Annotated in this window: 18 protein-coding genes and 1 pseudogene; 5 read left to right on the top strand and 14 right to left on the bottom strand. The window is 42.7% G+C overall.

The window, feature by feature from the left end:
- Positions 1–86 precede the first annotated feature (86 nt).
- The 7 genes and pseudogenes from STRDD10_RS09075 to pnp form a co-directional block, all read right to left on the bottom strand.
- Positions 87–473: a Mini-ribonuclease 3 gene (locus STRDD10_RS09075; protein ID WP_067195310.1), complete on the bottom strand. Its 387-nt coding sequence runs from the start codon at positions 471–473 to the stop codon at positions 87–89.
- Entirely contained in the window at positions 466–1,809 is a 1,344-nt protein-coding gene (gene cysS / locus STRDD10_RS09070; RefSeq protein ID WP_067195307.1) for a cysteine--tRNA ligase, read from the bottom strand. The genes STRDD10_RS09075 and cysS overlap by 8 nt, the downstream gene beginning before the upstream one ends.
- A 17-nt stretch (positions 1,810–1,826) precedes the next feature.
- Entirely contained in the window at positions 1,827–2,348 is a 522-nt protein-coding gene (locus STRDD10_RS09065) for a dihydrofolate reductase family protein (RefSeq protein ID WP_067195305.1), read from the bottom strand.
- An 8-nt stretch (positions 2,349–2,356) separates the two neighbouring features.
- Positions 2,357–3,121 (bottom strand): annotated as a pseudogene (locus STRDD10_RS09060) (nucleoside phosphorylase).
- Positions 3,122–3,124: 3 nt separating this feature from the next.
- Positions 3,125–3,991, bottom strand: a complete 867-nt coding sequence (locus STRDD10_RS09055; RefSeq protein ID WP_067195303.1) for a GNAT family N-acetyltransferase — start codon at positions 3,989–3,991, stop codon at positions 3,125–3,127.
- Positions 3,992–4,002: 11 nt separating this feature from the next.
- Positions 4,003–4,620, bottom strand: coding sequence for a serine O-acetyltransferase (gene cysE / locus STRDD10_RS09050; protein ID WP_067195300.1), 618 nt, complete (start codon positions 4,618–4,620; stop codon positions 4,003–4,005).
- A gap of 12 nt (positions 4,621–4,632) precedes the next feature.
- Positions 4,633–6,846, bottom strand: a complete 2,214-nt coding sequence (gene pnp, locus STRDD10_RS09045) for a polyribonucleotide nucleotidyltransferase (RefSeq protein ID WP_067195298.1) — start codon at positions 6,844–6,846, stop codon at positions 4,633–4,635.
- A gap of 836 nt (positions 6,847–7,682) precedes the next feature.
- Here pnp and pepF point away from each other — a divergent pair.
- The 3 genes from pepF (at position 7,683) to STRDD10_RS11210 (ending at position 10,273) form a co-directional block, all read left to right on the top strand.
- On the top strand, positions 7,683–9,479 hold the full coding sequence (gene pepF / locus STRDD10_RS09040) for an oligoendopeptidase F (RefSeq protein WP_067195296.1): 1,797 nt from the start codon (positions 7,683–7,685) through the stop codon (positions 9,477–9,479).
- A gap of 129 nt (positions 9,480–9,608) precedes the next feature.
- Positions 9,609–9,947, top strand: coding sequence for a hypothetical protein (locus STRDD10_RS11215; RefSeq protein ID WP_197458331.1), 339 nt, complete (start codon positions 9,609–9,611; stop codon positions 9,945–9,947).
- A 44-nt stretch (positions 9,948–9,991) separates the two neighbouring features.
- The gene (locus STRDD10_RS11210; protein WP_067195291.1) at positions 9,992–10,273 is read left to right on the top strand and encodes a hypothetical protein; all 282 of its coding nucleotides are present in this window, start codon (positions 9,992–9,994) and stop codon (positions 10,271–10,273) included.
- A gap of 44 nt (positions 10,274–10,317) precedes the next feature.
- On the opposite strand, the gene trxA is transcribed toward STRDD10_RS11210, so the two are convergent.
- The 7 genes from trxA to STRDD10_RS08995 all read right to left on the bottom strand — a co-directional run bounded on the left by trxA (position 10,318) and on the right by STRDD10_RS08995 (position 17,170).
- Positions 10,318–10,632, bottom strand: coding sequence for a thioredoxin (trxA, locus tag STRDD10_RS09025; protein WP_067195288.1), 315 nt, complete (start codon positions 10,630–10,632; stop codon positions 10,318–10,320).
- Positions 10,633–10,644: 12 nt separating this feature from the next.
- Entirely contained in the window at positions 10,645–10,866 is a 222-nt protein-coding gene (locus STRDD10_RS09020) for a DUF4649 family protein (RefSeq protein WP_067195285.1), read from the bottom strand.
- A gap of 115 nt (positions 10,867–10,981) precedes the next feature.
- Positions 10,982–11,392 carry a peptide deformylase gene (locus STRDD10_RS09015; protein WP_067195282.1) on the bottom strand — a complete coding sequence of 137 codons (411 nt, stop codon included), beginning with the start codon at positions 11,390–11,392 and terminating at the stop codon, positions 10,982–10,984.
- A gap of 78 nt (positions 11,393–11,470) precedes the next feature.
- Entirely contained in the window at positions 11,471–13,093 is a 1,623-nt protein-coding gene (locus tag STRDD10_RS09010; RefSeq protein ID WP_067195279.1) for an LPXTG cell wall anchor domain-containing protein, read from the bottom strand.
- A 219-nt stretch (positions 13,094–13,312) separates the two neighbouring features.
- Positions 13,313–13,960 carry a recombinase family protein gene (locus STRDD10_RS09005; RefSeq protein ID WP_067195276.1) on the bottom strand — a complete coding sequence of 216 codons (648 nt, stop codon included), beginning with the start codon at positions 13,958–13,960 and terminating at the stop codon, positions 13,313–13,315.
- A 49-nt stretch (positions 13,961–14,009) separates the two neighbouring features.
- Positions 14,010–14,900 carry a fructokinase ScrK gene (scrK, locus tag STRDD10_RS09000; RefSeq protein ID WP_067195274.1) on the bottom strand — a complete coding sequence of 297 codons (891 nt, stop codon included), beginning with the start codon at positions 14,898–14,900 and terminating at the stop codon, positions 14,010–14,012.
- Positions 14,901–15,280: 380 nt separating this feature from the next.
- On the bottom strand, positions 15,281–17,170 hold the full coding sequence (locus tag STRDD10_RS08995) for a sucrose-specific PTS transporter subunit IIBC (protein ID WP_067195271.1): 1,890 nt from the start codon (positions 17,168–17,170) through the stop codon (positions 15,281–15,283).
- 396 nt (positions 17,171–17,566) lie between these two features.
- Between STRDD10_RS08995 and STRDD10_RS08990 the strand changes: the two genes are divergently transcribed.
- Positions 17,567–19,021, top strand: a complete 1,455-nt coding sequence (locus STRDD10_RS08990) for a sucrose-6-phosphate hydrolase (protein WP_067195268.1) — start codon at positions 17,567–17,569, stop codon at positions 19,019–19,021.
- Positions 19,002–19,954, top strand: a 953-nt coding sequence (locus tag STRDD10_RS08985) for a LacI family DNA-binding transcriptional regulator (RefSeq protein WP_067195359.1), incomplete at its 3' end; no start/stop codon positions are given. The genes STRDD10_RS08990 and STRDD10_RS08985, both read left to right, overlap by 20 nt.

Here is a 19,954-nt window from a genome sequence, read left to right as displayed (position 1 = left end):
GAGCTGCTCAGTTTTCTTATTTTGGAAAATTTAAATTGTTCAGTTTTGCTAACAGGCTAGTCAATTTTTGGAAAAATTTTTTCACTCTACCCCTCCACGGCATTGATACACCAAGTGATCAGCTCTTCTAGGCGTTCTATTTCTTCTGTCATATGGAGATAACCTAAGATAGCTTCGAAACCTGTTGACATTCGATAGGTTACCATATCCGCATTCTTGGCCTTGGTGTGACTATTGGTATTGCGACCACGTTTATAGATTTCTAACTCTTTTTCTGTCAAGATATTTTCTTCTAACATCAAGGAAATTAAATCAGCCTGTGCCCTTGCCGATACATATTTAGTTGCAGTTTGATGAAGCTTATTGGGCTTGGTCATTCCTTGAAAAATTAAATGTCTGCGAATATACATCGCATAAACCGCATCCCCTTCAAAGGCCAAGGCAATCCCGTTAATCAAATTGATATCAATCACGCGTCCACCTCACACCGTCTTTTGTATCCAAGAGTTTGATCCCTTGGCTGGCTAGTTGATCACGAATGTCATCCGCACGGGCAAAGTCTTTGGCAGCACGCGCTTCCTGGCGTTCTGCAATCAAGGCTTCAATCTCGACGTCCAGAACCTCCTCAAGAAAGACGATCCCAAAGACTTCTAACATGGCAGCAAGGACTTTTTTGACACGTGCATCATAATTGCCAGAATTGATCCATTTGGCCAACTCAAAAACAACCGTAATCCCATTCGGTGTATTGAAATCCTCATCCATAGCAGTCCTAAACTTGTCCACAAAGTCCTGCAAGCTTGCAGAATCTACCTCTCCTGTAAAAGGCTGCTCATAGGTATTTTTCAAATACTTGAGATTGGTCTCTGCATCTTGGACCCCTTTTTCTGTGAAGTTAATGGGCTTGCGGTAGTGCTGGGTCGCAAAGAAGAAACGAAGCACTTGGCCATCAATGGTTTTGAGAGCATCATGAACCGTGATAAAGTTGCCCAATGACTTGGACATCTTGACATTATCAATATTGACAAAGCCATTGTGCATCCAGTAGTTGGCAAAGGTCTGGCCTGTTTTGGCTTCTGACTGGGCAATTTCATTGGTGTGGTGGGGGAACTCAAGGTCGGCCCCACCACCATGAATATCAATGGTATCGCCTAAAATCCCCGTCGACATGACTGAACATTCGATATGCCAACCCGGACGACCAGGTCCCCAAGGACTGTCCCAAGAAATCTCGCCTGGTTTTACAGCTTTCCAAAGGGCAAAGTCTACCGGATTTTCCTTGCGAGCTGTTTCTTCATCGGTACGACCTGAAGCACCCAGCTCCAAGTCTTCCAGTGTTTTGTTAGCTAATTGAGCATAGTTGTGGGATTTTTCCACACGGAAATAGACATCTCCCTGGCTCTCGTAAGCATAGCCTTTTTCGATCAAGTCAGCGACAAAACGGATGATGTCATCCATAAACTCCACTACTCGTGGATGGCGGGTCGCAGGTTTAACCCCGAGAGCCGTCACATCCTCACGAAAGGCCACGATGTACTTATCCGCCACTTCCTGAGGAGTGATGCCTTCTTCCTTAGCGCGATTGATAATCTTATCATCTACATCTGTAAAATTGGAAATGTAGTTAACCTCGTAGCCACGATACTCAAAATAGCGACGAATCGTGTCAAAAGCTACGGTTGAACGAGCATTTCCAACATGGATATAATTGTAGACTGTCGGTCCACAGACATACATTTTAACTTTGCCGTCCTCAATAGGGACAAATTCTCGCAAATCACGCGACATGGTATCATAGATTTTAATCATGCGGTCCACTCCCTTCTCTATTTCTGAATTTTTCGGCTGAAAACCAGCTCTGCAAAAGGACCAAATTGTCTGAGGCTATCCAGTTGGTAAAAGCGCTGCCCTTCCTCTTGGGTAAAGAGGGGAACCCCCTTTCCTAGGATAAGGGGCGCTATCTGAATAATGAGGTGGTCGAAAAGATTCGCATCCAAGAGCGGTCCTACCAAGGAATTCCCACCAATCACAAAGACATTTTTACTTTTGTCAATCTGGCGAACAAAGTCCACCACATCCCCAGCTACTGGCTGGTAATTGCTGACAGGCAGGTGCCTATCATGCGTAAAGACATAGTTTTCCGTAGCTTGATAAAAACTTTCTACATCTTGCAAATCTTGGATTTCCTCAAAGGTCCGCTTGCCCATGATGGTGATATCCATTTGCCTGTAAAAGTCATCATAGCCAGTATCCTCTACAGAACCAAGCTGATGCAGCCAGTCTATCCTGTGCTGGCTGTCTGCCAAGTAGCCATCCATGGAGATACAGCCGTAAAAATATACTGCCATTCTTGTAGTTACCTTTCTAGTTCCTTTGCTATTGTCAAAGCGATAGTGAAAAAAGTCATGGCATCAGCTGTCCGCTCTTCATGGCGGGCATCCCAGGTTCGGTTATGATGATCCACATAGTCAGCTGTGTAGAAGAACTGATAGACTTTTGCTTGTCAAAATTGACTCCAAGCCATGATAGCTGAAGCCTCCATGTCCACCACTTGGGCTCCAGCAGCCAAGCGACGCTTGACCTTATCAGGTGTTTCACGATAAAAGGCATCAGTCGTCCAAGCCTTGGTGCGGATATGCTCAATACCAGATTTGTTCAAAGCTTCTTCCATGGTCAAGAGCAAAGTTTCGTCATAAGCTATCTCATCACTTGCAGGAGCATAGTGGTAACTTGTACCTTCATCACGTAAAGCTGAACTAGGTAAGATAATCTTATCTGCCTGAATAGACTGATCTAGAACTCCGCAAGAACCCAAAACAATAAAGTTCTTAAATCCTCTTGCTTTGAGTTCTTCTAAGAGTCCGACAACCACCGGGGCTCCAATCGTAGCTATAGCAACTGCTACCTTACTCCCATCTTTTTCATAGATATACCATGGAAATTTACCATTTAGATTGGTGAGATAGCCAGCTTCATAAACACCTTCACACTGCTTGACTCGTTCAAGGATTTCTCCATTAAAAGATAAAATAATCGTGTCACAGATTTCTCCACCACCACGAATACTTCGATCAGTTGGTTCGATAACAGCAGGTACATTTTCGAATTCTTCTAAGAGCATTTTCTACCCTTTCTCATTCAGATAAACCACCTGGGTCTGTTTGACAAATCCAATTTTTTCATACAAGCGCTTGGCACCTACATTGCTGTCTTCTACTGCAATCTGAAATTCCTTATCATTTTGCTCAATCAGTTGGTTGACAAGAGATTTTGCTAAGTAGCTTCCATAGCCTTTTCCACGTTCAGGTTCCGATATTGCTAAACCGTAGAAGTAATTCGTATTAGTCGATAAATCTACCGTGCAAGTCCCAATAACCAGCTTATCTTTGAGTAAGACATAGAGCAGACTCTTGGAATCCGTTAAGGCTTCTGAAATGTATCTGCGACTGACCGCTAGATTTTCCTCTTCCTCTGAAAAAGCTTGGTGGTGCAGTTGCGCAATCGCCTCCTGATGAGCCGAATTTGCCAAGAGCACTTCCACTTCTGGTCTAGCATTCAGTAAATAAGGAGTCCGATCACGTCCTAACCAGGTTTCCGTCTCTGCTTCCTCAACTAAGCCCCAATTTCTAGCAAAATCAGGATGACGCTCTAGAAAAATTCGTTCTGTCTGAAAAGTCACTGACTGAATAGGAAAAGACGCCGTTTCCTTCTCAAAACGAGACCATAAGGCACGCGCAATTCCCCGACGACGATAATCAGGATCAACCAAAATGGTCACTTCCACGTCTTGGTCATCAGCATAGACAGTTAAGAGACCAACAAGTTTGCCTTTTTCATAATAAAGGAAAAAAGCGGGCATGTTTGGGTCAAAATTGAGTCTATTGGATAGATATGGCTCCCGATAGGTTCCATCAAGGTCTTGACAGCGTGCAATCAGCTTTTTGGCTGCTGCTGCCTCTTCTGTTTCCAGTTTCCGTCTCACGCCAATCATAGCACTTCCTCCTAGAGCCCTGACGAATGATGGCTCTGTTCTTTAGCATGCTCTAGCTTGTCCAGGTAATATTCTCGCTTGCCTTCCACTTCATGAATGGTTGGCTCATCTTTCTCTCCATGCACCCGCACAATCTTAGCTGGAATGCCGACCACCGTCACATCTGCCGGAACATCCGCAACAACAACAGCTCCTGCTCCTACCTTGGCTTTTTCTCCAATCTCAATCGGGCCAATGACCTGAGCATGGGCTGAGATCAAGGCACCTTTACGAACGGTCGGATGGCGTTTGCCAACATCTTTCCCTGTCCCACCAAGTGTTACTCCATGATAGAGGAGAACGCCTTTTTCGACAATCGCCGTCTCCCCGATCACTAGACCTGAACCATGGTCGATAAAGACACCTGGCTCAATCTGAGCCCCCGGATGAATCTCAATCTGGGTCCAAAAACGCCAAAACTGGCTGTGCATTCGTGCTAATAACTTAAAACCATGCGTCCACATCAAATGAGACAAACGATGGGCTGCCAGTGCCTTTACACCCGGATAGGTCAGGAGCACCTCTAGAGAAGTACGGGCCGCTGGGTCATTTTCTTTTACAATTTCAATGGTTTCACGCCACCATCCCATACGCTTCTCCTTTTATTCTGAATCTTTTTGGGTAATGGTAAATTCTTTCTTAGGTTTGTGATCCTTGTGATGACGAGGACGGTGTGGTTTGTCAGATTTGTCACCCTTTTCGTCCTGATCTGGTTTTGGCGGACGTGGCAAGAGTGCCTTCATAGAGGCATCTACACGACCTTTCTCGTCAATCTTGATAACCTTCACATCAACTTCGTCACCGATGGCTACTAAATCTTCGACACGGTTGGTACGGGTCCAAGCCATTTCAGAAATATGAACAAGAGCATCTGTCTTATCAAAGAGATTGACAAAGGCACCGAATTTCTCGATCCGAACGACTTTAGCACGGTAGACTTCATCCACCTTGGCTTCCCGAACCAAACCAGCAATGATTTCTTTAGTACGGTTAATGGCATCTTGGTCGCTAGAGTAGATAGACACATTCCCTTCTTCGTCGATATCAATCTTCACGCCAGTTTCAGCGATAATCTTATCGATGGTTTCTCCGCCCTTACCGATGACAATCTTAATCTTGTCCACATCAATCTTGATGGTATCAATTTTCGGAGCAGTTGGTGCCAATTCTGGACGAACTTCTGGAATGGTTGCTTCGATCACATCAAGGATTTCAAAGCGGGCTTTCTTGGCTTGGGCAAGCGCTTCTGTCAAGATTTCAGCCGTGATCCCTTGGATCTTAATGTCCATTTGAAGGGCAGTAATTCCGTCGCGAGTTCCTGCTACCTTAAAGTCCATATCTCCAAAGTGGTCTTCTAGACCTTGAATATCAGTCAAGACAGTGTAGTTGTTTCCATCAGAGATGAGTCCCATGGCAATACCAGCTACTGGTGCCTTGATCGGCACACCACCCGCCATAAGGGCAAGTGTTCCCGCACAGATAGAGGCTTGGGATGAAGAACCGTTGGATTCCAAGACTTCTGCGACTAGACGAATGGCATATGGGAATTCTTCCAAGCTTGGCAAGACTTGTGCCAGAGCACGCTCCCCAAGAGCACCATGACCAATCTCACGACGGCCAGGCGCACCGTAACGACCCGTTTCCCCTACAGAGTATTGCGGGAAGTTATAGTGGTGCATAAAGCGTTTCTTGTACTCCGGATCGAGACCATCGATGATTTGCGTTTCTCCCATCGGAGCCAAAGTCAAAACTGAAAGGGCTTGCGTTTGCCCACGCGTAAAGAGACCGGATCCATGCACACGAGGAAGGTAATCAACTGCTGCATCAAGCGGACGAATTTCATCAACCTTACGACCGTCTGGACGCACCTTGTCTTCTGTGATCAAACGGCGCACTTCTGCGTGCTCCATTTGTTCCAAGATTTCAGCCACGTCCCGCAGGATGCGATCGAACTCTTCGTGGTCGGCATATTTTTCTTCGTAAACAGCAGTCACTTGGTCTTTGACTGCTTGAGTTGCAGCTTCACGCGCCAATTTTTCTTCTACCTGAACCGCTTTTTGAAGGTCACTGTTGTAGGCTGCGATGATTTCAGCCTGCAAGTCCGCATCTACATGAAGTAATTCTACTTCTGCTTTTTCTTTCCCAACGCTTGCTACGATTTCTTCTTGGAAGGCAATCAATTCTTTAACGGCTTCATGTCCTTTAAGAAGAGCTTCCAACATGATTTCTTCTGACAATTCTTTAGCACCAGACTCAACCATGTTGATAGCATGTTTGGTACCAGCTACTGTCAATTCAAGAAGCGAACGTTCTGCCTGTTCTTGACTTGGGTTGATGATAATTTGGCCATCTACATAACCCACTTGTACCCCAGCGATTGGTCCGTCAAATGGAATGTCTGAGATAGAAAGCGCCAAAGATGATCCAAACATAGCTGCCATTGGTGCAGAGGCATTTTCATCATAAGAAAGAACCGTATTAATCACTTGCACTTCGTTGCGGAAACCTTCCGCAAACATAGGACGGATGGGACGGTCAATCAAACGCGCAGTCAAGGTTGCATCTGTTGAAGGACGCCCTTCCCGTTTGTTGAATCCACCAGGAAATTTCCCAGCCGCATACATTTTTTCTTCGTAGTTGACTTGAAGAGGGAAGAAATCTCCCGTTGCCATTTTTTTCGACATCACGGCTGCCGTCAAGACAGTTGACTCCCCATAACGAACAACCACAGAGCCATTGGCTTGCTTAGCCACCTGACCTGTCTCTACAACCAACTCACGACCTGCAAAAGTCGTTTGAAATACTTGTTTTGTCATTGTAATCCCCTTTGGATTAAAAATTAATTTCATACGCCTTGCCTACAAAGATCAAGATACTTTGGACGATTCGGCTTGCCGAACATTTCTGTAGAAAAATAGGAAGGTGACGCCGCACTCGATGAGTGCTAGGAAGCTTATCTTTTTTCCTAAGAAATGAGGCCAAAATTCAGTTCATCAGGATACAAAGGGCGTGAAGAATCCCGTATGAAAATAGGAGATTGACGCAGTGTGCCACGCACACCAGGAAATCTATCTTTTTCACTAGGGATTTAGCCCGTGTTCAACTATCAAGATACTAAGGCCACAAAAAGCAAAGTAAAAATAGGAAACTGGCGAAGTCTTCGATGAAGACAAGACAGTTTATCTTTTTTACACAGCTTTTCGGCCGGGTTCAATTACGCATGATAGCATAGATTGACGCAGTGTGCCACGCACACCAGGAAATCTATCTTTTTCACTAGGGATTTAGCCCGTGTTCAACTATCAAGATACCAAGGCCGCAAAAGCAAAGTAAAAATGATAAAATCCCTTTGAAATAAAGATTTCTTCAGCATTTTCCTACTTTGCACCACACTTTACGGTTTTTGTATCATATTTTTATATCCTCATCTTTGTATCCAAGCACGTATAAGCCTTATTTTACCATAATTAATGAGAAAAAGCGATTGGACGATCATCTTTTTCCAGCATTTTCTTTGCTAAAATCAACTTTCATAGACTTTTTTTGCTATACTGTTAGTAGATTCTGTTTTTTCGTTGACTATTTGATGCAATTCGTAAGTTAAAAGCCAACTTTAGCAGAGAATATTTTCAAAAAAGAAAAGGAGTTTTTTATGGAATTAAAAAAACGCTCAGAATTCCCTGAAAATGAGCTATGGGATCTAACTGCCCTCTATCAAGACCAGGAAGATTTCCTTCGTGCTATTGAAAAAGCTCGTGAGGACGTCCAACAGTTTGTCTTGGATTATAAGGGACAGCTAACTACCGTCGATGATTTTGTACAAGCCTTAACTGAACTAGAACAAATCTATATCCAGCTTAGTCATATCGGTAACTATAGTTTTATGCCACAAACGACTGATTATGGCGACGAACACTTCGCCCAAATCGCACAAGCCGGGATGGAATTTGACACTTGGGCCAATGTCCAGTTAACCTTTTTCCACAACGCCCTCATAGAAACAACTGACGATAACCTCCACCAGTTAGAGAACTATCCTGAGTTTACGTCCATTATCCGTGAAACCAAGATCAAAAAAGCTCACTACTTGGGAGCTGATGTGGAAAAGACCTTGACCAACCTGAGTGAAGTCTTCTACGGCCCCCAAGATATCTATACCAAGATGCGGGCAGGTGACTTTGAAATGGCTGATTTTGAAGTGGATGGAAAAGTTTACAAGAATAGCTTTGTTACCTATGAAAACTTCTACCAAAACCATGAGAATGCAGAAGTCCGTGAAAAAGCCTTTCGTTCCTTCTCAGAGGGATTGCGAAAGCACCAAAATACAGCTGCAGCCGCTTATCTTGCACAAGTCAAATCTGAAAAACTGATTGCAGATATGCGCGGATACGACTCTGTCTTTGATTATCTCTTAGCAGAACAAGAAGTGGATCGCTCTATGTTTGACCGTCAGATTGACCTGATCATGAAGGACTTCGCTCCAGTCGCTCAAAAATTCCTCAAACACGTAGCCAAGGTCAACGGTCTTGAAAAAATGACCTTTGCTGATTGGAAGTTGGACTTGGACAGCGCGCTCAACCCTGATGTGACCATTGATGATGCCTATGATTTGGTCATGAAATCCGTCCAACCACTCGGTGAAGAATACACACGTGAAATCGCCCGCTACCAAACCGAACGCTGGGTCGATTTTGCAGCCAATGAAGGCAAGGATTCCGGTGGTTATGCAGCTGACCCCTACCGTGTCCATCCTTATGTTCTTATGAGCTGGACAGGTCGGATGAGTGATGTCTACACCCTGATCCACGAGATTGGACACTCTGGCCAGTTTATCTTCTCAGATAACAACCAAAGCTACTTCAACGCTCACATGTCAACCTACTACGTCGAAGCACCATCAACATTCAATGAGTTGCTTCTAAGCGATTATTTGGAACGTCAATTTGACGATCCTCGTCAAAAACGCTTTGCCCTAGCTCACCGTTTGACAGACACCTACTTCCACAATTTCATCACCCACCTCTTAGAAGCTGCCTTCCAACGCAAGGTCTATACCTTGATCGAAGAAGGTGGGACCTTTGGAGCTAGCAAGCTCAATAGCATCATGAAGGAAGTCTTGACCGAATTCTGGGGAGACGCCGTTGAAATCGATGACGATGCAGCCCTCACCTGGATGCGTCAAAGTCATTATTACATGGGGCTTTACAGCTACACCTACTCAGCTGGTCTCGTTATTTCAACCGCAGGTTACCTTCATCTGAAGAACTCCGAAAACGGCGCCAAAGACTGGCTAAACCTTCTCAAATCAGGTGGAAGCAAGACACCATTAGAGTCTGCTATGATTATCGGAGCAGATATCTCTACAGAAAAACCACTACGCGACACTATCCAGTTCCTATCAGATACTGTCGATCAAATCATTTCTTACAGTGCAGAATTAGGGGAATAAGAACAATTTTCAGACTTAGTTTAATCTAAGTCTGATTTTTTATTGTTAAAAAACCACTATGTAGTAATTGAAAACGATTTCATTTTGTGATATGATGTCCTTGGGTAAATATCAAAAAGGAGTATTAATATGAAAAAAGGATTATTTTTTATAATTGCTACTATATTATTAGTAGGAGCGTGTTCAATGGAGACAGAGGTTTCCAAGGATAAAACAGAATCGCAAGTCAGTCTTGTACAGAATACAAATAACAAAAACAATGAAGATGTAAGCAAAGAAAAAGTTAAAGAAGAGAAAAAAACTGAAGAGGCTGAAAAAGCGAAAAAAGCTGAGGAAGCAAAAAAAATCGAAGAGGCTGAAAAAGCGAAAAAAGCTGAGGAAGCAAAAAAAGTCGAAGAAGCTGAGGAAGCAAAAAAAGCTGAGGAAGCAAAAAAATTGAAGAAGCTGAGAAATCCGTTCAAACATTAGAAACGAACCAAGTAACTGAAAACGTTGCTCCTGCACAAGCTGCTGTGGAACAAGTTTCTGATCCTACCGCTAAAGCTAACTTCGTTCATCGTATTGAGCTTGTGCAGAATGCAATCAATGTCAGAGCTCAACAAGCCGCAGAAGCTGCTCAACAACAAGATGACGCCCAGGAACAACGTACCGTCTATGTTGCTCAATATGGAAAATCATCTGCCTATTGGTACAATATTGATAATATGCCATCAAATACTCGTAAGGACAAAGTTATCACAATGAGTGAAGCTGATGCAATTAGAGCTGGAAAACATCATTCAAACAAGGAATAACAAAATGGCTAAAGAAGGATCATCCTTCTTTAGCCATTTTCTTTTTAACTCAACTCAGCCACAATAGCCTTAATTTGCTCTGCAGTATGAACACCTGCCACTTGCTTGACTACTTGTCCATCTTTTTTAAACAACAAGGTTGGGATTGACATAATTCCAAATTGACGAGCTGTATTTGGATTTTCATCCACATCCATCTTCACGATTTTCAACTCATCTTCTGACAACTCTTCTGATAGTTTATCCAAAATTGGTGCTTGCATCCGACATGGACCACACCAGGTTGCCCAAAAGTCTATTAAAACTAATCCTTCTTTTGTCTCTGCTTCAAATGTTGCATCTGTAATCGCTTTTGCCATTTTCTTTCTCCTTTAGTTATATTGTGTTAAATCTTGTTTTAACAAGTAAAAGAACAAATCGTTGTAGGGACCTTGATAGCCTAAATCATGCCCATTATAAGTGACCTTGGTCACCCGATAATGAGGGGCTGGGTCAATCAAACAACTCTGTTGTGATAGTTCAAATTCGCTATAACTAGCAAACTCAAGATGTCTCTCAATCTTAGCTGCATCCAAATATGTAATAAGCAACATAAAATCACACTTTCTCAACTGCTTATGCAGTTACCATTTTTTATACATTGATTGTATCACCAATCATTACATCATGCAAGGATTTTGCTTACATTGTATTCCCTGTCCCCTCGGTTTAGATTAAAATCCCTTCTAGATGGTCCAACTCATGCTGGCAAATCTGAGCTGGAAAACCACTTAACGAAATTGTCTTTTTCTGCCAATCCTTATCCCAGTAAGCAACCGTGATCTCCTCGTAACGACGAGTCGCACGACTGCCAGCCAAAGACAAACAGCCCTCCTCCGTATCGTAGGGTTTGTTCTTTGCAAGCAAGACAGGATTGAACATAACAACAGGCACCAAGCCATAGTTGAAGATAATCGCCCGTTTTTGGACGCCAATCATGTTCGCAGCCATGCCCACACAAGCATCCTGATGAGCATGTAGAGTATCCTGCAAATCTTGAGCTAGGTAGAGGTCATCTGGTGTCGCTAGCGCTGACTTCTGTGACAAAAACAAGGGATCACGCACAATCTCTCTTTGCATTTCCCACTCCTTCCAAGGCTTTTACTCTATTTTACCATAAAAGAAAAAGGCTGGAAAGTTCCAACCTTTTTTAATGTTTTAGCGTTCGTGACGCCCCTTATAGAACCATCCTGCTAGCCCGAGACTGGCTAGGAGAAGCCCCATACCAGCAAGGTAAGAACTGCTTTCCCCTGTGTTTGGCAGGCTAGTTTTTTCCTTGTCGGCTGGTTTGGCTTGGTCTGCAGATTTTGCAGCTTCAGTTTTTGCGGGTTCAGCATTTTTCGTAGCTGGTTTTTCTGCTTTGTCGGATTTCGCAGGTTCGGTTGAATCTTTCGAATCTTTTTTCGCAGGTTTGTCAGCTGGTTTGCTGTCGTCAACAGGTTTTACAGGTTTAGCTGTGTTGTCTGTTGGTTTAGTTTGATTACCGCCGTTATCTGGTGTAGGCGTTGGAATTGGTTCAGGTGTTGGCTGAACGTTGTCCTTGCCTCCATTGTCTGGTGTAGGCGTTGGAGCTGGTTCAGGTGTTGGCTGAACGTTGTCCTTGCCTCCATTATCTGGTGTTGGCGCTGGCTTCACGCTATCATCAGCATAGAGAACTCCGTAGTTTGAGAAGTGTGATACCTTGAAAGTTACACTTCCATCATTAAGAGTGAATGGCAATTCTTCGATTGCACCTGTTTCTGGCAAGAAGTAGAAGACTTTTTCAACCTTGCGGGTTGGGTCTACTTTTGCAGTGACAGTTGCTTCACCGGCGATGATTCCTTTTTCAATATCTTTAGCTCGAGGTAGTAAGTCCCCCCAACTTTTTAGCTTAATATCATACAAGAGAACATCTTTTGCAGGAAATGAAGTTGGGAGCTTACTGAGTACGGATTCATCCGTAACCACCTTAGCCTCAATCTTACTAATAGCTTCCGTATCGGAAGCGGTTGAGGTTTTTACTGATATAGCCCCATCTTCGCTCTTGAATGAGTACCCTGCAGCATTGGAAAAACGAAGGTAAAAAACAGTCTGACCTGATTTTACTAAATCGTAAGTTAGTTTAATAAGTGGTTTTGTTGGGTTAGTTAGGAATTCAGAATAATGTCCCGCAAATTGTTCCGTATATTGTCCCGCATCATAACCTTCAATAAATTTTACAAGAACCCCGGCAGAACCACCCTTGCCGGGTTCAAAAAATCTTTTGAAATATACATATCCTTTACCTTTAAAGTCGCCTTTTTCACCGATCAGCATATAGTAGTTTCTGGTTTTAACATCGTTTAATCCGTCGGCATAGTCAGTAGTGATTGTTATCCGAATTGGTGTGTAACCTTCAGCCTTTTCACTTGGATCACCGAAATCATAACCGCCGACCGGGTTAATAAACGGCTCAGTTGTTTCACCGTTGAAGGCTTCACCATTTGCAGGAGTTTCGGCTTTTGGTGTTTCAGCAGGTTTTTCACTTACGGTTGCTTCTGTAGTAGCTTCATTGCTGGCTGCAGGAGTTTCAACTGCGGTTTCTTCATTAGCGTTCGCTGCTGGAGTTTCCACTGTAGCTCCATTTGTAGCAGTAGATTCTGCTGTGTTTGCTACGGGTGCAGTTGCTTCAGCTGGTGCTTCCGTAGTAGCAGTTGCTAACGGAGTAGGAGTTACTTCTTCTGCGTGTGCTACCTCTGCCACTCCCAAGGTTGCCACGGCAAAGGTCATCACTCCTAATTTCAAAAGCGTATGATTTTTCATCTTTGTCTTCCTTTTTGTTTTCTAGTCTCCTCTAATCTCTTATAGCTCAAGCGATTAGGTGTATCGAGTAACGACCGTTTGGCGAAACGCTCAAAATAACAATGTGAATAATTCAGAAAATGCGAATTTAACAAGGTTTTAAGCCTATGTTAGATTAGCATTTTTTGTTGTTTTCAGTGTATCGATTGACGGTCCTTAATCGAAACAAATTTTACGCCTTTATTTTATCACTTTGGTAAGATTTTCGCAAGCATTTTTCGGTAAATTTTTACGATTGTTCGCAACTTTATTGCGTTCCAACACTTTATAGATAGTCGAGGTAGAGATTTGTTCTGTTTTAGCGATTTGCCGCAAGCTGAGACTTCCCTCTAAATACTGACGAATAATCTGCTCCTCTTTGGCTTTCGAAATCTGCTTAGCACCCAGCCTGACGCCCTTTTCCTTGGCTTTTCGAAGCCCCTCACGAGTGCGAAAACGCAGATTTTCCAGCTCACTTTCCGCCACAAAACCTAAAATCACACAGAGCAACCTACCGATAAGCGAGTCTGTTTCCAGCTTTTCGTGCAGGCTGACCAGTTGGATGGTGTGTTCGTTGAACTGTTCGATGATTTCCAGTAGTTTGAACATAGAGCGGGTCAGACGGTCTAACTTATAGATGGTAAAGGTGACCTGACTGCCTTTTTTCGAAAGGTCTCGAGCGAGATTGAGAGCTTTTTCCAGTTCTGGGCGGTTGTTTTGCGAGCCCGATTCACGCTCGATAAAGAGTTGATCGCAATGTTTTAGGGCTTCAACCTGCACTTCCAACCCCAAATCTTGCTTATGGGTGGAAACGCGAGCGTAGCCGATATTGATACTTTTTTTAGACATAAAAATCCTCCTGTTATTGACTCAGGAGGATAGTGTATCTTATTTTTCCTTATCGTTCACTGACTTCCTTTGCCAAAACAAAGTTGCCAAGTGTAGCAGAACCATTCCCCGCTACGGCTGGAGTAACGATGTAATCACGCACATCTGGAACTGGTAGATAGCCATTAAGGAGAGAGGTAAACTTCTCACGCACACGATCCAACATGTGTTGTTGCGCCATCACGCCACCACCAAAGACAATTACATCTGGGCGGAAGGTCACAGTCGCATTAACCGCAGCTTGAGCGATATAGTAGGCTTGGATATCCCAAACAGGGCTATTAAGTTCGATATGTTCTCCACGAACACCCGTACGAGCCTCTAAACTTGGACCAGCTGCAAATCCTTCTAAACAGCCATTATGAAAAGGACAAACACCATTAAACTCTTTTTCCGTATCCATTGGGTGTTTCGCTACATAGTAGTGCCCCATCTCAGGATGCCCACTTCCACCGATAAACTCACCACGTTGGATGACACCAGCTCCAATACCTGTTCCAATCGTATAGTAGACCAAATTTTCTACCCGTCCACCGGCGCTATTGCGAGCAAAAACTTCACCATAGGCAGAACTGTTCACATCTGTTGTAAAGTAGATTGGCACATTCAAGGCACGACGAATGGCACCAACCAAGTCCACGTTAGCCCAATGTGGCTTAGGAGTAGTCGTAATAAAACCATAAGTCTTAGAGTTTTGGTCGATATCGATTGGTCCAAAAGATCCAATCGCAAGTCCTGCTAGATTCTCAAACTTAGAAAAGAACTCAATTGTTTTGTCAATCGTTTCGATCGGAGTTGAGGTTGGAAACTGTGTCTTTTCAATCACGTTAAAGTTCTCATCTCCAACTGCACAGACAAACTTTGTCCCTCCGGCTTCTAAGCTACCATATAATTTTGTCATGTTAAACCTCTTTATACTTTTTTCATCTATTATATCACAAGTCCGACTTGCAAAAAACACCAGACTTTAGATATTTCTACTCTATTTTTAAAAAATAGCCTTCATCTGAAAACAGAAAACTAGAATACCTAGTGCACTTTCTTCTTGCTACCTTTCATTGAGAACTTTCTTATACTCAATGAAAATCATCAGCAAACTAGGAAGCTAGCCGCAGGCTGTACTTGAGTACGGTAAGGCGAAGCTGACGTGGTTTGAAGAGATTTTAGAAAGAGTATTAGTCAAGAGAAAGGCAACAAATCGGTAGTGCACTAAGCACGTAACAAACTAAGAGGTTGAAGACGACCGTTTCAACCTCTTGAACTATTGTTTTTAATTAGCTATTATGCTTTAACTTCGATAAGAGCATCACCCTTAGCAACTGAACCTGTTGCAACTGGTGTTACAGAAGCATAGTCTGCTGTATTGGTTACGATAACCATCGTTGTGTCATCAAGACCTGCAGCAGCGATTTTCGCAGAGTCAAATGTTCCAAGAACATCGCCTGCTTTCACTTTAGAACCTTGAGAAACTTTTTGATCAAATCCTTCACCGTTCATCGATACTGTATCGATACCCACGTGGATAAGGAGTTCAGCACCGTTTGCAGTTTTCAAACCGTAAGCGTGGCCTGTTGCAAAAGCGATCGTCACCTCAGCATCAGCTGGTGCGTAAACGACACCTTCGCTAGGTTTTACAGCAATCCCTTGTCCCATCGCACCGCTAGAGAAAACTGGATCATTTACATTAGCAAGCGCAACTGCTTCACCAACGATAGGGGAGATGATGGTTTCATCTTGAAGAGCTACTGGGACATTACCAGTTGTTTCTTCCTCTACAAGACGCTCAGTTTCAGCTGCTTCAGCTGGAGTTTCTTCATCTTCATAACCGAACATGTAAGTAAGAGCAAATCCAAGTGCAAATGATACAACTACCATAAGGATGTATTGACCAATTTGACCGTTACCAAGGTAAAGCATTGTACCTGGGATGATAGTGATACCATTACCTGTACCTGCAAGTCCAAGGATAGAAGCCAATCCACCACCGATTGCACCAGCAATCAATGAAAGGAAGAATGGTTTACGGAAACGCAAGTTAACCCCGAAGATAGCTGGCTCAGTAATACCAAGGAAGGCAGAAAGAGCAGCTGGGAAGGCAAGTGTTTTCAATTTAGGATTTTTTGTTTTCACACCAACGGCAACTGTCGCAGCACCTTGAGCTGTCATCGCTGCAGTGATAATAGCGTTGAATGGGTTCACCCCGTCAGCAGCAAGTAATTGAACTTCAAGCAAGTTGAAGATATGGTGAACACCTGACACGACGATCAACTGGTGAACTCCACCAATAACCAAACCACCAAGTCCAAATGGCAAACCAAGGATTGCTTTTGTTCCCACCAAGATGTAGTTTTCTACCACGTGGAAAACTGGACCAATCACAAAGAGACCAAGGATAGACATCACAAGAAGTGTCACAAATGGTGTTACCAAGAGATCAAGTACATCTGGAACGACCTTGCGAAGAGCCTTCTCAAACTTAGCTCCTACAACCCCGATAATGAAGGCTGGAAGAACGGAACCTTGCAAACCAACAACTGGGATAAATCCAAAGAAGTTCATAGCTGTCACTTCACCACCTGAAGCTACCGCCCAAGCGTTTGGAAGAGAACCAGAAACCAACATCATACCAAGTACGATACCTACCGCTGGGTTTCCACCAAATACACGGAAGGTTGACCAGACAACCAAACCTGGCAAGATGATAAAGGCTGTATCTGTCAAGATTTGAGAGTAAACGTTGACATCATCAGGAAGAGTAACTCCGAGTGCTCCAAGCAAACCACGAAGACCCATGAAAAGACCAGTCGCTACGATAACTGGGATGATTGGAACGAAAACATCACCGAAAGTACGGATAGCGCGTTGGAACCAGTTTCCTTGTTTTGCAGCTTCTGCTTTCATCTCAGCTTTGGTTGAGGTTGGCAAACCAAGAGCGACCACTTCGTCGTACATCTTGTTTACTGTACCTGTACCAAAGATGATTTGGTACTGACCTGAGTTAAAGAAAGCACCTTGAACTTTTTCCAAGTTTTCAACAGCTTCCTTATTGATTTTTCCTTCATCTTTGACCATGACACGTAGACGAGTCGCACAGTGGGCTACACTGTTGACATTCTCACGTCCACCCAAGGCATCGATGACCTTCTTTGCAATTTCTGTATTAGATGACATTTGCAAAAATCTCCTTATAAAAATTTTGTAAAAGTTTTTTGAAAGCGATTTACCGCCCTACAACTATTATTTTATCATGTTTTAAAAATATGTCAAGCGTTTTGCAGAATTTTTTATTTGATTTTTTATTTTCTTAATTTTCAATGATTGACTTTTGCTGTTTTTTGAAAGAAAAACTCTTTTAAATCAGGGAAAGAGCTATATTATCTTGGTTATTCATCTTTTTATTTTCAAAAACTTTCATTTTTTCATTATTTTTCATAATTTTCTCTTCCTTACAAATTCGAAATCCATGTCAAACGTTTTGCAGTTTTTTCCTATTTCTGACAGAAAAAACTTGCTTTTTCAATCGAAAACGGTTACTATTAAAATGACAATACTTTTGGAGGATACAATATGGAATGGACAACTGAACGCCGTTATAGACGGTATGAAGATTGGACAAATGATGAAATCAACCACATCAAGGAGCAAATTGCTCAGTCACCTTGGCATGTAAGTTATCACGTAGAACCTAAAATGGGGTTATTAAACGATCCAAATGGCTTTTCTTACTTTGATGGTAAGTGGATTGTCTTTTATCAAAACTTTCCCTTTGGAGCTGCTCACGGTCTCAAATCTTGGGTACAGTTAGAAAGTGAGGATTTAGTTCACTTTACTGAGACTGGTGTCAAGGTTCTACCAGATACACCTCTCGATAGTCATGGTGCCTACTCTGGTTCTGCTATGCAGTTTGGGGATAAATTATTCCTATTTTATACAGGAAATGTTCGTGATGAAAACTGGATTCGCCATCCCTATCAGATTGGTGCCCTTGTTTCTAAAGATGGAAACATTGAAAAAATCGATCAAGTCTTGATTGACCAGCCTGCTGACTCAACCGATCATTTTCGTGACCCACAGATTTTCAACTATAAAGGGCAATATTACGCTATCGTCGGAGGACAAGATTTAGAGAAAAAGGGCTTTGTCCGTCTCTATAAGGCTGTGAACAATGACTACACCAATTGGGTAGAAGTCGGTGATTTGGACTTCGCAAATGATCGTACAGCTTATATGATGGAATGTCCTAACCTAGTCTTTATCGGGGAACAACCGGTTCTCCTTTATTGCCCACAAGGACTTGATAAAGATGTTCTTAACTACGATAACATCTACCCAAACATGTACAAGATTGGGCAATCATTTGATCCAGAAAAGGCAAAAATGGTGGATGTGTCCGAGCTTCATAGCTTAGATTTCGGATTCGAAGCTTATGCTACACAAGCCTTTAACGCTCCAGACGGACGTGCTCTAGCTGTTAGTTGGTTAGGACTTCCTGATGTTGCTTATCCATCAGATGCTTATGGGCATCAAGGAACCTTCTCTCTCGTCAAAGAATTGACGATTCAAGATGGAAAACTCTATCAGTATCCAGTTGCTGATTTGAAGGATCTCCGAGCAGAAGCACAGGATTTTGTCAATCAGACTCACACTCAAAATACTTATGAATTAGAACTTGACTTTGCTAAAGACAGTCAAAGTGAGATAATCCTTTTAGCTGATGAAAACGGAAATGGACTGTCTCTTCGATTTGATATCAAAAATGGACAAATCATTGTAGACCGCAGTCAGGCTGGTGAACAATACGCTGAAAAATTTGGTACGATTCGTAGCTGTAACATCGACAACAAGGACACTCGTGCTAATATTTTCATCGATAACTCTGTCTTTGAAATCTTTATCAATAAAGGAGAAAAAGTATTTTCTGGGCGTGTCTTTCCTCACGCAAATCAAAATGGAATTTTGATTAAAGAAGGAACTCCAACTGGAACATACTTTGAATTGGATTATGGTCGCAAAGCTAACTGATGTCGCAAAACTGGCTGGAGTCAGTCCAACAACTGTTTCACGAGTGATCAATCAAAAAGGCTATCTATCAGAAAAAACGATTCATAAAGTTAAATCTGCCATGAAAGAACTGGGCTACAAACCCAATAATGTAGCCCGCAGTTTACAAGGCAAGTCTGCCAAACTAATTGGCTTGATTTTCCCTAAAATTAGTCATGTTTTTTATGCCGAACTAATTGATAAATTGGAACACGAACTCTTTAAACACGGGTATAAGACTATTATCTGCAATAGTGAACATGACTCTGACAAAGAACGGGAATACATCGAGATGCTAGAAGCAAATCAAGTCGATGGGATTATCTCTGGTAGTCACAATCTTGATATCGAAGATTACGATCGCGTTACCGCTCCTATTATTTCCTTCGACCGGAATCTTTCACCTGATATCCCTGTTGTTTCTTCTGATAACTATGCAGGAGGAGTTCTTGCAGCAGAGACTTTAGTAAAAAGTGGAGCGAAAAAGATTGTTATGATTACTGGAAATGACAATTCCAATTCACCTACTGGATTACGTCATGCTGGTTTTGCTTCCATCCTTCCCACCGCTCCTATTATTAATGTATCCAGCGATTTTTCTCCTATTCGGAAAGAAATGGAAATTAAGAATATCCTGACCAATCAAAAACCCGATGCAATTTTTGCATCAGATGACCTGACGGCAATTTTGATTATGAAAGTTGCAAAAGAGTTGCATCTTCAATTACCTCAAGATCTCAAGGTAATCGGATACGATGGTACCTACTTCATTGAAAACTACTATCCAGATTTAACTACTATCAAGCAACCACTGGAAGATATTGCTATTCTATCAGTTGATTTGCTATTACAGAAGATTTCTGGAAAGGAAGTCAAGACAACCGGTTACTTCTTACCAGTAACTCTTTTACCTGG

This window comes from Streptococcus sp. DD10 (assembly GCF_001578805.1).
Taxonomy (GTDB): Bacteria; Bacillota; Bacilli; order Lactobacillales; family Streptococcaceae; genus Streptococcus.
The sequence above is the reverse complement of the archived record's forward strand: the minus strand, read 5'-3'. Positions and strand labels throughout refer to the sequence as shown.

Bases quoted from the DNA above. Each gene is read 5' to 3' on its own strand.
- cysS (WP_067195307.1), bottom strand. From the start codon at position 1,809: ATGATTAAAATCTATGATACCATGTCGCGTGATTTGCGAGAATTTGTC.
- STRDD10_RS09065 (WP_067195305.1), bottom strand. From the start codon at position 2,348: ATGGCAGTATATTTTTACGGCTGTATCTCCATGGATGGCTACTTGGCA.
- STRDD10_RS09055 (WP_067195303.1), bottom strand. From the start codon at position 3,991: ATGATTGGCGTGAGACGGAAACTGGAAACAGAAGAGGCAGCAGCAGCC.
- cysE (WP_067195300.1), bottom strand. From the start codon at position 4,620: ATGGGATGGTGGCGTGAAACCATTGAAATTGTAAAAGAAAATGACCCA.
- pnp (WP_067195298.1), bottom strand. From the start codon at position 6,846: ATGACAAAACAAGTATTTCAAACGACTTTTGCAGGTCGTGAGTTGGTT.
- pepF (WP_067195296.1), top strand. From the start codon at position 7,683: ATGGAATTAAAAAAACGCTCAGAATTCCCTGAAAATGAGCTATGGGAT.
- STRDD10_RS11215 (WP_197458331.1), top strand. From the start codon at position 9,609: ATGAAAAAAGGATTATTTTTTATAATTGCTACTATATTATTAGTAGGA.
- trxA (WP_067195288.1), bottom strand. From the start codon at position 10,632: ATGGCAAAAGCGATTACAGATGCAACATTTGAAGCAGAGACAAAAGAA.
- STRDD10_RS09020 (WP_067195285.1), bottom strand. From the start codon at position 10,866: ATGTTGCTTATTACATATTTGGATGCAGCTAAGATTGAGAGACATCTT.
- STRDD10_RS09015 (WP_067195282.1), bottom strand. From the start codon at position 11,392: ATGCAAAGAGAGATTGTGCGTGATCCCTTGTTTTTGTCACAGAAGTCA.
- STRDD10_RS09010 (WP_067195279.1), bottom strand. From the start codon at position 13,093: ATGAAAAATCATACGCTTTTGAAATTAGGAGTGATGACCTTTGCCGTG.
- STRDD10_RS09005 (WP_067195276.1), bottom strand. From the start codon at position 13,960: ATGTCTAAAAAAAGTATCAATATCGGCTACGCTCGCGTTTCCACCCAT.
- scrK (WP_067195274.1), bottom strand. From the start codon at position 14,900: ATGACAAAATTATATGGTAGCTTAGAAGCCGGAGGGACAAAGTTTGTC.
- STRDD10_RS08995 (WP_067195271.1), bottom strand. From the start codon at position 17,170: ATGTCATCTAATACAGAAATTGCAAAGAAGGTCATCGATGCCTTGGGT.
- STRDD10_RS08990 (WP_067195268.1), top strand. From the start codon at position 17,567: ATGGAATGGACAACTGAACGCCGTTATAGACGGTATGAAGATTGGACA.